The following is a 13,351-nucleotide window of genomic DNA, read 5'->3' as shown; positions in this document are numbered from 1 at the left end:
GCGCCAACGGGGCCGACGGAACTGCTGATCCCGCGGGGTGCCGGGGGGTGAAGGTACCTGGATTCTCCGCATGCCTAGCCCACCTCGATGAGGCAGACCGCGCGTCGTACCTCGGCGGACTGCGGCCAGGCGATGCCGTCGACCATCGGGGCACGCCTTTCCATACCGTGCTACTCAGAGACTTGCTCGACGCTCTCAGAGAACATGCTGGCAGCCCGACCCGGATCGGTGTCGCCTCTTTCCAAGAGGCAACATTTCACGGATCGGCGATTTTTTCCGAAACGGAGTTTACGGGCGCGGCGAACTTCGATCGTGCAGAATTTGATGTCGCGGAATTCAGCTCGGCCTCATTCGCTGAGAGGGCATCTTTTGATGAGTCACTCTTCAATGAGTATGCCTACTTTAACGAATGCATATTTGTGCGCGGCGCTAGCTTCTTGGAAGCGGTATTCCGTAAGCCTGCATTTTTCGATGCTGTGGGGTTTCTTGAATTCGCCTTCTTCTCGGCTGTCACTTTTAATGATCTGGCCTTCTTTGGTGAAGTGCTGAGCTCGGGTGATTTCGATTTAAGTCGGGCCACCTTCACTGCGGCTGCGCCGAGGCTCGGGCCTCTGCTGTGCGGAGGTACCTTGATTCTCGACTACGCATCGTTTGCAATGCCCGTCACTATTGAAGCCGGGGCAGAGCGCATAACGTGCGAACGAACTCGATGGGATTCCACTGCCACTCTGCGGCTTCGTCACGCGACATTGGATCTCGCTGATGCCGTGTTGACGCAGCCTGTCTCGGTAATAGCCCATCCTGTCCCATTCAGCCGTAGCGACCGTCTCAACGAATCGGGAGTTCGTTGGTCTCAGGCAGGCCTCAGTGTCGAGTCTCTTCGCGGTGTCGATTGCGCGATGCTCACCATGTCTGATGTCGATCTCACATCATGCCGGTTCTCTGGCGCCCTGCATCTAGATCAGCTTCGCCTCGACGGGCATTGGGCTTTCGCTGGCACACCACAAGGGCGGCGCTGGCACCGAGGACTTCCCTTCAGGTGGACCCGCCGGCAAGTCATAGAAGAGGAACGCCAATGGCGTGCTCTGCCTGGTCGCCCTGCTGGACTGTGCCGCGGATGGGGAATCCCTTGCGAGAATGAGCACGACGTCCCCGGTCTCGCCACGCTTACGATTATTTACCGGCAGCTTCGAAAATCCCGGGAGGACGCGAAGGATGAACCGGGTGCTGCCGACTTCTACTATGGAGAAATGGAGATGCGCCGCCATAGCTTCGGATGGCGCAGGGCCGAACGCTGGCTTCTTTCCGCGTACTGGCTGCTATCTGGTTACGGGCTTCGGGCCTCCCGCGCCCTCGGCTGGCTCATTATTGCAATGCTGGTCACGGTAGTGCTGATGATGGGATTCGGACTGCCCCAGAACTCGCCAAAGCAGGAAGCAACCGGAACGGCACCGACCAGCGGGGGCAGGGTCACCTTCGAGATCGACAAGGAAGACCCGAAGAACCCAGTGAGGGATCGGTTCACAAGCAAGCGGTTTGAGAAGGCGTTGAAGGTCACGCTTAACTCGGTCGTGTTCCGGTCCAGCGAGGGAGACTTGACCACATCCGGTGAGTATATCGAGATGGTGTCCAGATTCTCGGAACCGATCCTGCTTGGTCTGGCCGCACTCGCCATTCGCGGGCGGGTGAAGCGATGACCCCCATTCCGTCGTTCTGGGAGAGGCCCGTGCTCAGCACCGTTGCAGCGCTCACCTTGTAGCCGCTGCAATCGGCCGGGTTCGCGCGCAAGGGCTGCCCCGCAATTTCCGGCGGGCGCGCGACGACAGCTACGGCACCTCGCCGCGTTGTCGGAACGTCCACATACATCCAGTATGCGGACGCCCCTCCGCCTTGCGATGCACCGCATCCGACGCCGCGCGCTGATCCGCCAGGAATTGCGGGACAGCCCTTAGCTTGATCTTTATCCTGTGCGGCGGGGACGGGGGGTTGTTGACTTTTTCGTCCGTCGCTTTGCGGGGCCTGGTTTGCCGACTGTGTGCACGTCGTAGCGTGCGGTGGGTTGGTTGTTTCTGCGGCCGGGTGGCCGTCCTGGGCCGGGCCGTGAGGATTTCGGTGCTCCGGCAGGACAGGCAGCCTTCGGGCGGAGGTGCCGGAAATCTCGGCGGACTCGTGCGGGGGTCAGTTTGTCCGGCGGGCTCGGCTTCTCCCACGGCCGTCGGAGGTCGGCGGCCAGCGGGCGGGCGAGTCGGAGCTGGGTGAAGACCACCAGGGTCAGCCAGGTCCAGCGGTCGGCGGCTTCGGGGCTGCGGATCTTCGGGCAGGTCCAGCCCAGGGTCTGCTTGAACAGGCGGAAGGTGTGCTCGATGTCGAAGCGTCGCAGGAATGCCTGCCAGAGCAGGTCGACGTCGCCGGTGGTGGCGTCGGTGCCTGACCACCACAGCCAGACCGGCTTCGGTGTCGCGCCGCTGGGCAGGTGCTCGACCTGCAAACGGATCACGGTTCCTTCGATGACCGGCAGGGCGCCGAGCTGGGCCGTCCAGGCAGAGCGGTGGGTCAGTCTCGGGTGAAGACGGTCCCAGGCCCGTGCGATGGCGGCGCCGTAGAGGCGGGTTGCGGTCACCGTCTGGGCATCGGGAGTGCCCCAGGTGGCGGGGTCACCGAAGACGAACTCGCCGCCGTGGCGGGGCGGCCGCCCCCGGACACCGGGCTCGCGGCATGGGACCGCGCGTCGCAGGACACGGTCCGAGCGCATCCGGCCCAGTACCTGCACCGGTAGGTCCTTCAGCAGAAAGGCCAGACGGGGCACGTCGTAGCCGGCATCCACCACGATCAGGATCTCCGGGTCGCCGTCCTTCCACTGCCCCGCCGCGATCAGCCGCTCGACAAGGTCACGCATCTGCCCGGCGGTGACAGTGGCAGCATCATCGCCCGGCGCCAGACGCAGCGCGTCCAGCGGTGCGGTCCAGGAACTGCGGCCCGTCTCCAGCGCACAGATCACCGAGTAGGGCCAGCCGGGCACGGGAATGTGCTGGTCCTTGCCCCGTCCGTAGGTGTGGCACAGGATCCGCTGTGGTGAGGTGTGCGCGCTGGGCCGCAGCCAGCAGGTGAGGTCGGCGGCCAGGACCAGCCGGCCGTCCGCCGCCCGCGGCAGCGGCACCGCCGCCAGAGCCCGTCGCAGCCGCGCGACGTCGACCCGGCCTGCAGACAGGGCGTCGTAGAGCCCGCCGTGTCCGCGACGGTGTTCACCCACCAGCGACAGTTCCACCAGCGACCGGACGGGACCGTCCGCACACAGCACCGCGTCCGCGAGTTCGAACAGCGCATCCGCACGCCTGGTCAGACAGGAGTAGAACTCACCCCGGAAGCGTGACAGTTCCGCAAACGGATCCTGCCCGACAGCATGGTGCGACAGAGTCATCCCCACGGCCTTCGTGCTGAGCTTGTGTGTTCCTTGGTCGGATCACATGCTCAGCCGAAGGCCGCCCGTGTGTACGGCAGTTACCAATCCGAGTGATCAAGTACGACGAGCCGTTCGGACCCCGAGGTTAAAGATCAAGTTAGCCGCGGATCCACGCGGTACGCAGCAGGGACGTACGCGGGTACGGGCATACGGTCGGGGGGTCGCCGCGGCGCCCGGCCTCGGTTCCCTCGATCACTGCCCGTGTGATGTCCTCGCGTGTACCCACCATTCCCCCTCTTGACCTGCATGTATGACAGGGCCCGCCCGTGTCCGACGGGTGAGCGCTCTCGCGTCACACGACCTACTCGCGCCCGTCGGACACCGGTGCCACCAACAACAGGTCACAGGTCCGAATGGACAGTACCGACGGCCGCCGGCCGCCGTGAGCCTGGGCCCACAGGTCCGCGTACCGATGCGCCTGCGCCACGAGCCGCACCGCGTGTCGGACAGCGTCCGACGCCGTCACACCGGGCCCCTGCAACAGGGCCAGGTCGTCGTCAAAGTTGGCTGTACGGCGCACGGACACTCGCTGCTGACTGCTCATCGGCCGTCCTCCGCGTGGTCGATGCACGCGACGCACGCGAAGAGCTGGACGCCGGCGCGGTCGCCCACCGGCCGCATGGCCGCAGTCTCGGTGCCGCAGGCGACGCACGCACGGCCGTCTGCCTGCGGGGCGTTCAACTGTTCCGGGATCGGTACGGTGATGCTCATGGTCTGACTCCTTGATCGGAAGGGCTCGGATCAAGGCGCCTTGCCGGTGTTGCGAGCACCGGAGCGGCGCCGCTCTGTGTCGGCGGCGCGGTGGCGTGGTCACGTGAGTGGTCACGGATGCGCTGTAGCTAGCCGACACGGGGCGGCACCGGACGGAGGAGCCCTACCCCGCTGACCTGCACGGGAGCAGAGATTCGTCACCGGGCATCACCCGGCGGCACATCTGAATTCGAACTTTTAATCCGTTGGTTGTGGGTTCGAGTCCCACACGGCCTACGCGATGCAGGGCGGGAAAACTCCATCTGACCTGCTACTTAGCGCCCCGACTGGCTTCATCCGGTCGGGGCGCTTCGTCGTTCCGGGGCTCTTGCGTGAGCGATGCGTGAGCGGACGGTCCGACAGCAGGCGCTACGGAGGAAGCCTTACGGGCACGTGGCACCAGGGCAGCGGCGGCTTCGGCGGCAGCCTTGTCGACCTCGGGCAGCAGGCTCGTGTGCGTGTCAGAGGTCAGCGTGATCGTGGAGTGGCGCAGACCGCGCAGAGTGATGGGCGGCAGATCCGTGGTGGCGAGGATGCGCTAACCCTGTGGGTGGCGGCGACGCATCTGCAGACGGCGTGGCAGCATGCTCCGCGGCTGGCCGTGGTGGAGCCGGGGAAGCAGCGCATGGGCGTCGGCGGACGCCATGTCCGCGTAGTCGGGCCCCGTCTGCGACCTCGGAGGCTCCGGCGTGTCGGTCAGGCCGAACGCAGGGCGTCTGTCGGGGACACCCTGGCTGCGCGCAGTGCCGGGTAGATTCCGGCGACGGCCGCTACCAGCACTGATACCAGGGGTCCGGCGATGACCGTGTAGAGCGGGATGGAGGCGGGCCAGCCCTGTGCGAGGGCGTAGCCGTAGACCGCGAGGCCGCCCACGAACAGCCCGCCGACTCCTCCGATGAGGCCCATCAGTACGGCCTCGATGAGGAACTGGACGGCGATCTGGCCGCCTCGGGCGCCCAGCGCGCGGCGCAGTCCGACCTCGCCGCGGCGTTCCATCACTCCCACCACCATGGTGTTGGCGATGCCGACGCCGCCCACGAGCAGGGCGACCGCTGCGAGGGCGAGGACGAGTCCGGTGAGGGAGTTCTTGGTCTCGGCCCGTGCCGTGTACAGGTCGGAAGGGCGGCTGACGGCGACCGTGCTCGGGTTGGCGGGGTCGGCGGTGGCTCCGGCAACGGTCTGTACGTCAGGGACGCGTTCGGGGTGGGCCCTGAGGTAGACCATGGCGGCGGTGCCGTCCGCGCCCAGGTGGGCGGTGGCTTCGGGCCAGCCGACCAGGGCGGCGGTGCCGAGCTCGGGTGCGAGCTCGTTCGGTGCCAGGATTCCGGTGACGACGAACCACTGTCCGCCCAGCCAGACCCGCTCGCCCGGCGCGGTCACGCCGAGCCGGAGTGCGGCCTGGTCGCCGAGCACGGTCATGGGGAGGTTCTCGCTCGCCTTGTCCAGCCAGTGTCCGCTCTGCAGGGTGGCGTGCAGGACGTCGAGCAGGTTGAGCCGGGCGGCCAGCACGGTGAGGCTGTTGGTCTGCTGCGCCGGGACCAGGTCGTTGCGGTAGACCTGGGCCTTGGTGGCCCCGGTCGCGGTGACCTGTTGCACGGGGGCGATGTTGGCCAGCATCTTCTCGGCCGTGGGCGGCAGCGGCACCGGCTTCTGGTCGGGGCCGTTGCCGGGGGCGACGGTGATCAGGTTGGAGCCGAGCCGGTCCAGGCGCTCCAGCAGGTGCGCCTGGTTGGAGGCGGAGATCCCGGTCACGGCGATGACGGCGGCGATGCCCAGGGAGATGCCGAGTGCGGACAGGGCGGAGCGCATCTTGCGGGTGCGCGGTCCGATCATGCCGAGGCGCAGCATGTCCGTCGGGCGCAGCCGGGTGCGTCGCAGGGGTGGCGTCATCGGACAGCTCCTGCGGGGTGCGGGCCGCGTTCGTCGAAGTCGATGCGGCCGTCGTGGAGGGCGATTCGCCGGGGGAAGGAGGCGGCCAGCTCGCGGTCGTGGGTGATGACGACGACCGTGGTGCCGTTGGCGTTCAGGGTGCGCAGCAGCTCGACGACGGCGGCGCCGGAGACGCTGTCCAGGGCTCCGGTGGGTTCGTCGGCGAGCAGCAGTGCGGGGCGGCCGACCAGGGCGCGGGCGATGGCGACGCGCTGCTTCTCGCCACCGGAGAGCTGGTCGGGGTGGTGGCGGAGTCGGTGTCCGAGGCCCACCTCGCGCAGGGCTTCGACGGCTCTGGTGCGCCGGAGTGAGGCGGGGGCACCGCTGTAGAGGAGGCCGGTGGCGACGTTCTCGACCGTGGTGAGCCCGGACAGCAGGAAGAACTGCTGGAAGACGAAGCCGATCCGGTGGGCGCGCAGGGCGGCCAGTTCGGGGTCGGAGAGCGCGGACAGGTCGCGTCCTTCGAAGTGCAGCTTCCCCGCAGTGGGCCGGTCGAGGGAGCCGAGCAGCGCGAGGAGGGTGGACTTGCCGGAGCCGGAGGGGCCGACCACGGCGAGGAGTTCCCCGGCTTCGACGGTGAGGTCGATGCCGTGCAGGATGCGCAGCGGCGGTGATCCCGGGTACTCCTTGGTGATGCCGGAGAGTTCCAGCACGGGTGCCCTGCCGGGTGGCTGAGGGGACATCACTTCGGGATCACCACCTGGGCGCCGGCTTGGACGTCCCCGGTGATCTGCGCCTTGGCGTCGGCGACCAGTCCCAGCTGGATCCTGACGAGCCGGGTGGTGGTGCCGGAGACGACCTGGACTCCGTAGCCGCCGCCGTCCAGGGCGAGCAGCGCGGTGACGGGGACGATGAGCGCGTCGCTGACGGTCTCGCCGACGACGGTGACGGTCACGGAGGAGGGCCCGGCCTGCTCGGCCTGTCGCTGGTGGTCCAGTGCGATGGTGACGGTGGTCTTGTCCGCGCCGTCCGAGCCGCTGTCCCCGCCGTTGCCGGAACCGCCGTGGACCAGTGAGCGAATGCGTCCATTGATGGTGCTGCCGTCGGCCAGCTTCACGGTCACCCGGCCATTGGGCTTGAACTGGGAGAGCTGGCTGTCGGCGGGCTGCGCGGTGGCGACCAGGTCGGTGCCGGTCACGGTCATGACCGCGGTGGCCCCTAGGGCCGAGCCGAGCTGTGCGCCGAGCTGCTGCACCCGCACGGTCGCCTGAGGCAGCATGACGACGCTGCCGAGCGTGACCGTCCCCGTCTGCTTCTCGCCGAGGGACTTCTGCCAGCGCTTGACGGCGGTGACGGTGGCAGGGGTGAACTTCTGGTCGGCCGTCAGACCGAGTCCGTCGGCGTGGCCGAGCTTGATCAGGTTGCGTTTGAGCTGTTCGATGTCGGGTCCGTCACTGATTTCGGGGCCGAGGTCGCGCCACATCGGCCGGTCCCCGGTGAGCAGCACCACGGGCCGTCCGTCGACCTCGTAGAACTTCGCTCCCGCCTTGACGACGGCGCCGACGGCGGGCAGGGCGGTGATGGTTCCGTGGCCGGAGGCGATGACGGGAGTCGGGGTGTCGTAGCTGAGCGCGCCGCCGACCTGGATGCCGGTGGACAGCGAGCCCTTCTGCACCGCGACGGTGCCGTGGCTGACGGACGGCTGCGCGGAAGCGGTGCCGTGGTGCTCCCAGGGGCGCATCGCGGCGAGCGCACCCGAGCCGCCGAGCGCGGCGACCAGGACGAGCGCGACGACGACCTTACGGCGCTTCTTTCGCGTGGGAGCGGGCGAGGTGTCGGCGGGGGCGGTGGTCTCCACAGTGCGGCTCATGATCACTGACCGATCGAGTAGCCGGGCATCGGGAGCTTGCCGCAGGCCGGCTGGATGGCGTCCCACGCGGCGGTGTTGAACGATTTAGCCGGGAAATTGAGGATGCCGCTCTTGGGGTCGGGGTCAGGGATGCCCGCGTAGCCGTGCTTCCGCGCGCACGCGACGAAGGCGCGCCCTTGCTCGACGAACTTCTCGTTGCCCTTCTGCTGGACCTGGTGGATACCGGGGACCTTGGCGTCGCAGGCCTTGCTCGCCGCGTCGAAGCCGTTGGCCGAGCCGGGACCGTCGACACCGGTTCCGGAGGCCGGGAAGGTGATGTTGCCGTCCTTGTCCTGCTCGACGCTGGTCTGCCCCTGCTTGTGCATGCAGTCGACCCAGGCCCGCCGGACCGCGTCGTCGTCCTGCGGCTTGCTCTCTCCAGTGCCGTCGCCCCCGGCCACGCTGGGCGCCGTGTCCTGTGAGGAGCATCCGGTCATTACCAGCGCCGCCGTCACGGCGGTCGCCGCCAGTACGGTCCGTATGGTCTTGGTAGGCATTTCCTGCTCTCCCTGCTGGGCGTCGACATTGACCTCCGCCATTCCTACGGACCGACGAGTTATGCACGGGTGAGTGTGTGCCTAACCGCTGGCTAACGCCTGCCGACGCATCGTTGACCAGGGCAGGCCAGGGCAGGCCAGGGCGCCGCGAGTGGAGGGCAAGAGCATGCGAGTGCTGATCGTCGAGGACGAGGTGGACCTGGCCACGATGCTCGCCGAGGGCCTGCGCGCCGAGGGAATGGTCTGCGAGGTCGCCCACGACGGCGCCCGCGCGCTCGAAATGACGGCCGCCGCCGAGTACGACGTCCTGCTCCTGGACCGTAACCTGCCCACCCTGAGTGGGGACGCCGTCTGCCGGGCCCTGAACACAGCCGGCTACCCGGCCAGAATCCTGATGCTCACCGCCGCCGGCGCCCTGGCCGACCTGGTCGACGGCCTCGGCCAGGGCGCCGACGACTACCTGGCCAAACCCTTCTCGTACCTGGAGCTGATCGCCCGGCTGCGCGCGCTGGGCCGCCGCTCCCCTGCCGGCAGCAGTGCCACCGTGCTGAGCAGGCACGGCGTCAACCTGGACACCGTGCGCAGGGTTTCCGAACGCGACGGCCGGCCACTGAAGCTGACACCCAAGGAGCTCGGTGTGCTGGAACTACTGCTGGCCGCGGACGGCGCCCCGGTCCACACCGAGCAACTGCGGGACAGCCTGTGGGACGCGGCGCTGGACCCGGCCACCACCGCCGTCCGGGTCACCGTCCACTCGCTGCGCCGCAAGCTCGGCGACCCGCCACTGATCACCACCGACCCCGGCTACGGGTACCGGCTGTGAGCCGAGCCCGGACCGGTCGCCGTCTCTCGCTGCACGCGCTGCCCCTGCGCGGCCGACTGACCCTGATGACCACGACGGTCTTCGCAGTCCTGGGCAGCGGACTGCTCCTGCTGAACTGGCTGAGCGCCCGCCAACTCCTGAAAGACAACCGCTACCGCATCGATCCCGCGAGCGTGCTCGCTCCCGCCCAGACGGCGCCGAGCCCCACCGCCACCCCGCAAGGCCCCTCGATCCCCGCCGCACTCACCAGTCCCGCCGAGCGCTTCGAGGACTTTCAGCACACCGTCCTCAGTGATCTGCTGCTGCGCTCCCTGCTCCTGCTCGCCGTCTTCACCGCACTCGCCGGGCTGCTCGCCTGGTGGGGCAGCAGCCGCTCACTGCACCGCCTCAGCCAGGTCACTGCTGCGGCCCGGCGGATCAGTACCGGCAGCACCCTGGACGAACGGCTCGGCCTGACCGGCCCGCACGACGAGGTCCGCGAACTCGGCGACACCTTCGACACCATGCTCGACCGCCTGGACCGCAGCTTCACCGCCCAGCGCCGCTTCACCTCCCACGCCTCGCACGAACTGCGCACCCCGCTCACCCTCCAGCGCACCGCCCTGGAGATCCCACTCGCCCAAGGCCGGGTCCCGGCCGACCTGAGACCCGCCGTCCAGCGTGCGCTGGACGCCAACGCCCGCAGTGAACAGCTGATCGCGGCACTGCTGACACTGGCACGTGGCGAGAGCGCACAGCTGACGCCGCAACCGGTCGACCTCAAGGACGCCGCCAGGGACGCCTTGGCGGACCTGGCCGACGAGGCCCGGACGGCAGGCATCCGGATCACCGCAGACCCGGAGCCCGCCCCGGTCACGGGCGACCCCTCACTGCTCCGGCAGATCGCACTGAACCTGCTCGCCAACGCTGTGCGGCACAACCACCGCGACGGCACGGCGACGGTGACCACCGGCACCCTCGGCGGCCTTGCCTTCATCGAAGTCGGCAACACCGGCCCGGTATTGGACCCGGACGAAATCCCCGCCCTCTTCGAACCGTTCCAGCGCGGTCGGGAACACCGCAGCGACGGGACCGGGCTGGGACTGGCCGTGGTCCGGGCGATCACCCTGACCCACCACGGCGAGCTCACCGCCACCCCACGCCCCGGCGGCGGCCTCACCGTCCGAGTCGAACTGCCCGCCACACCGGAGTCACCGCACGTACCACCACGCTGATCGCGCTCGGTGGCGTCACCACAGCCACCTTCACGCCCGGCCCCTACGCCCTGCTGATCGCCTTGTCGGTCGCGGCCGGGATGGTCTGCGGCAACCTCACCCTGCTGCAGGCCACAGCCATCACCGACCGATGGGGCACCACCCGCTACGGCCGCCTGTCCGGACTCCTCGCAGCACCTGCGACCACCGCCTCAGCACTCGCCCCCTTCGCCGGCGTAGCGCTGGCCTCACCACTCGGCGGCTACCCACTCCTCTTCGCGCTGCGTGCCGCGCTTTCCGGACTTGCGGCACTGATCGCCCTGGCTGGTCGGACACGTCGGGCAAGGTGACGTGCAAGGTGCCGGAGGTGATGCGGAACCCGGCACGGTGATGGCGGCCGTCCCGCTTCCCGGCGCCCGGTCGCCAGGGGGCTGTGTCCGGGCGCCGGGCTACCGTTGATGCGCAACACCGCGTGGAGGGAGCCGCATTGACACGGGTTGCGATGATCGGCGGGGGGATCGGCGGTCTGGCCGCCGCGTTGTTCCTGGCGCGTCGGGGGCATACGGTCACCGTGCTGGAGCGGGACGACCGCCGGCCGGGGCCCGATCTCGACGCGGACTTCTTCGACTGGCGCCGTCCCGGAGTGCCGCAGGCGAATCAGCCGCACGGTCTGCTGGCGCCGGTCCGTACCGTGCTGCGGGCCGAGACCCCGGACGTGTACGACGCGGTACTGCGCCTGGGGGCCATCGAGCGCAACGAGTTCGAGTGGTTCGCCGAGCCTCCGCCCGGCCGGCCCGGGGACGAGGACCTGGTCACGCTCCAGACCCGCCGCATCGTCCTCGAAGCCGCCCTGCACGACGCGGTGCACCGCGAACCGGGGATCGACATGCGGCTCGGGGAGGCCGCCGAAGGGCTCGTCCTCGACCGGCACGGCGAGGTCCCTCGGGTCACGGGGGTGCGGTCCGCGTCGGGGCGCCACGACGCGGATCTGGTGGTCGACGCCGGCGGGCGACGCTCCCCGGTGACGGGCTGGCTGTCCGGGGCGGGCTGCCGGGACGCGGTCGTGGAGAACCACCGCATCGGGATCGCGTACGTCTGCCGCTGGTACCGGCTGCGCCCGGACGGGCCGCGCAACCCGGGGCGGGTCAAGGCGGGGTCGGTGGCGGCCTTCGCGGTCGGCGGGGTGTTCCCCTCGGACAACGGCACCTTCGCGGTGTCCCTGACCGTGTCCACCGCCGACCCCACCCGGGGGGCGCTCCGGGATCCCGCGGTCTTCGAGCGGGTGGCCCGGACGTTTCCCGCGGTGGCGGCGTGGCTGGACCTGCGGCCCGAGGCGATCTCGGGGGTGCTCGCGATGGGGGGCCTGGACAACCGCTGGACCGGGCTCGCCGACGCGTCCGGGCCCGTGGTCACCGGGCTGGTCGGGATCGGGGACGCGGTCACGTACACCAATCCCACGATGGGCCAGGGCGTGGCCCTGGCTCTCCGCGCGGCGCAGTGGGTGGCCCGGCAGGCCGGCACCGCCGGGGACGAGCCGGCGTCGTTCGCCGCCGACTACCACCGCTGGACCGAGCAGGCGCTGCGCCCGTGGTTCGACATCCAGGTCGCCATGGACCGGGCCAACGAGGCCCAGCTCAGGAGCCCCGCACGGGCGTCGGCGCAGCCGCCGACCGCGGTGGCCCGCGAGAAGGCGGCGCTGTCCGCCTGTTCCTGGGACGACCCGGTCGTGATGCGGGCGCGGGCCCGTATCCGGCATCTCGTCCTGCCCGCCGATCAGGCGTACGGCACCGAAGAAGTGCGCGCCCGCCTGGCGTGCTGGCTGGCGGACCACCCGGATTTCACACCCGGATTCGACGGCCCCGCACGGGAGGAGTGGGAGTCCGCCGTGCGGCGCACGGAGACGGCGACGGTGCCCGGTCGGGCACCGTCGCGATGAGCCGGGGCCGCCGGGCCGCCGGGCCGCGGGGGACGCGGAAGGCGCCGCGCCGTGGGGCAGCGGTCAGACGAGGAGCTTCGCCTTCGCTTGCTGGTACTCCTCGTCCGTGATCGCGCCCTTGTCCTTGAGGTCGGCGAGTCTCGTCAGATCCTCGACGTGGCTGCTCTTCGTCGCGCCGCCCGCGGTGTCCGTGCCCGCGGCCTCTCTCACGTAGGCCTTGAAGGCCGCGTCCCGGTCCCTCGCGTCCTTCAAGTCGCGCGACCCCATGGACTTGCCGCGGGCGATCACGTAGATCAGGACGCCCACGTACGGCAGCACCAGAGCCAGGACCAGCCAGCCGGCCTTGGCCCATCCGTGCAGGTCGTCGCTGCGGAAGATGTCCATGATCACGCGGAACAGAAGGAACAGCCACATGATCCAGAGGAAGAACCACAGCATGGTCCAGAAGAGGTTGAGCAGCGGGTAATCGTCCATCGTCCACTCCCAGGGCGCCGCGTCGAATGGGTGAATACGAAGTTATTCATATCACCACATTTCACCCTTCGCTCGGTGGGTTCCGCGAGCGATACAGGCCGGGATGCGGGGAGTAACGTGGACGTGTCGAGGGAGGCGTGGGCCTCCGGGAGGCGGTTCGCCTCGTGACTGTGATGACGTGTTCGTACACGGACCTGCGGCGGTGCACGCGTGCGCGCGGCAGATGAGTCCGGCCGGAGCCCGGTCGGGGCGGTGGGGCGTGTCACCGTGCCGATCCCGCCCGACGGGGCAGGGGAAGTCCTGGTGGCCGTACGGGGCGGTTCCGAGGCCTATACCGCCTGGTCGGCCACGTCGATCGACAGGGACGTACGCATCGTGGTCGTCGACTTGGTCTCGGCACGCACCGTGGTCGTGGAGCCCTTGCCGTCCTGACCCGGGAA

The 13,351-nt window shown here is 69.2% G+C and carries 13 protein-coding genes and 2 pseudogenes; 6 read left to right on the top strand and 9 right to left on the bottom strand.

What is annotated here, in order from left to right; translation table 11 throughout:
• Positions 1-182: 182 nt before the first annotated feature.
• Positions 183-1,697: a pentapeptide repeat-containing protein gene (locus tag OG322_RS16965; RefSeq protein ID WP_241200083.1), complete on the top strand. Its 1,515-nt coding sequence runs from the start codon at positions 183-185 to the stop codon at positions 1,695-1,697.
• A gap of 263 nt (positions 1,698-1,960) precedes the next feature.
• On the opposite strand, the gene OG322_RS16960 is transcribed toward OG322_RS16965, so the two are convergent.
• From OG322_RS16960 to OG322_RS16925, 8 genes and pseudogenes are all read right to left on the bottom strand, one after another.
• Positions 1,961-3,418, bottom strand: coding sequence for an NF041680 family putative transposase (locus tag OG322_RS16960; protein ID WP_329306608.1), 1,458 nt, complete (start codon positions 3,416-3,418; stop codon positions 1,961-1,963).
• Positions 3,419-3,557: 139 nt separating this feature from the next.
• The gene (locus OG322_RS16955) at positions 3,558-3,689 is read right to left on the bottom strand and encodes an Rmf/CrpP fold protein (RefSeq protein ID WP_329306607.1); all 132 of its coding nucleotides are present in this window, start codon (positions 3,687-3,689) and stop codon (positions 3,558-3,560) included.
• Between the two features lie 311 nt (positions 3,690-4,000).
• Positions 4,001-4,171, bottom strand: coding sequence for a hypothetical protein (locus OG322_RS16950; RefSeq protein WP_329306606.1), 171 nt, complete (start codon positions 4,169-4,171; stop codon positions 4,001-4,003).
• Between the two features lie 310 nt (positions 4,172-4,481).
• Positions 4,482-4,748 (bottom strand): annotated as a pseudogene (locus tag OG322_RS16945) (site-specific integrase); the annotation flags it as partial.
• Positions 4,749-4,906: 158 nt separating this feature from the next.
• On the bottom strand, positions 4,907-6,100 hold the full coding sequence (locus OG322_RS16940; RefSeq protein ID WP_123460596.1) for an ABC transporter permease: 1,194 nt from the start codon (positions 6,098-6,100) through the stop codon (positions 4,907-4,909).
• A complete protein-coding gene (locus OG322_RS16935) occupies positions 6,097-6,822 on the bottom strand; it encodes an ABC transporter ATP-binding protein (RefSeq protein WP_123460597.1) in 726 nt (241 codons plus the stop codon). Before OG322_RS16935 ends, OG322_RS16940 begins: the two co-directional genes overlap by 4 nt.
• Positions 6,822-7,949, bottom strand: a complete 1,128-nt coding sequence (locus tag OG322_RS16930) for a peptidoglycan-binding domain-containing protein (protein WP_329306605.1) — start codon at positions 7,947-7,949, stop codon at positions 6,822-6,824. The genes OG322_RS16935 and OG322_RS16930 overlap by 1 nt, the downstream gene beginning before the upstream one ends.
• Before the next feature lie 2 nt (positions 7,950-7,951).
• The gene (locus OG322_RS16925; RefSeq protein ID WP_123460599.1) at positions 7,952-8,485 is read right to left on the bottom strand and encodes a hypothetical protein; all 534 of its coding nucleotides are present in this window, start codon (positions 8,483-8,485) and stop codon (positions 7,952-7,954) included.
• A 166-nt stretch (positions 8,486-8,651) separates the two neighbouring features.
• Between OG322_RS16925 and OG322_RS16920 the strand changes: the two genes are divergently transcribed.
• The 4 genes and pseudogenes from OG322_RS16920 (at position 8,652) to OG322_RS16905 (ending at position 12,437) form a co-directional block, all read left to right on the top strand.
• Positions 8,652-9,308 (top strand): response regulator transcription factor, encoded by a 657-nt coding sequence (locus tag OG322_RS16920; RefSeq protein ID WP_123460600.1) that lies wholly within the window; start codon positions 8,652-8,654, stop codon positions 9,306-9,308.
• A gap of 65 nt (positions 9,309-9,373) precedes the next feature.
• A complete protein-coding gene (locus tag OG322_RS16915; RefSeq protein ID WP_260146834.1) occupies positions 9,374-10,522 on the top strand; it encodes a sensor histidine kinase in 1,149 nt (382 codons plus the stop codon).
• Positions 10,483-10,851, top strand: a pseudogene (locus OG322_RS16910) (MFS transporter); the annotation flags it as partial. The gene OG322_RS16915 and the pseudogene OG322_RS16910, both read left to right, overlap by 40 nt.
• 137 nt (positions 10,852-10,988) lie before the next feature.
• Entirely contained in the window at positions 10,989-12,437 is a 1,449-nt protein-coding gene (locus tag OG322_RS16905; protein WP_123460602.1) for an NAD(P)/FAD-dependent oxidoreductase, read from the top strand.
• A gap of 63 nt (positions 12,438-12,500) precedes the next feature.
• Here OG322_RS16905 and OG322_RS16900 read toward each other — a convergent pair whose 3' ends face one another.
• Positions 12,501-12,911, bottom strand: a complete 411-nt coding sequence (locus tag OG322_RS16900) for an SHOCT domain-containing protein (RefSeq protein ID WP_123460603.1) — start codon at positions 12,909-12,911, stop codon at positions 12,501-12,503.
• 210 nt (positions 12,912-13,121) lie between these two features.
• Between OG322_RS16900 and OG322_RS16895 the strand changes: the two genes are divergently transcribed.
• Positions 13,122-13,343, top strand: coding sequence for a hypothetical protein (locus OG322_RS16895; RefSeq protein WP_123460604.1), 222 nt, complete (start codon positions 13,122-13,124; stop codon positions 13,341-13,343).
• Positions 13,344-13,351: the final 8 nt, after the last annotated feature.

Origin of the sequence: Streptomyces sp. NBC_01260 (assembly GCF_036226405.1) — a bacterium.
GTDB classification, from domain to species: Bacteria; Actinomycetota; Actinomycetes; order Streptomycetales; family Streptomycetaceae; genus Streptomyces; species Streptomyces laculatispora.
This window is presented reverse-complemented; position numbering and strand designations above follow the sequence as displayed.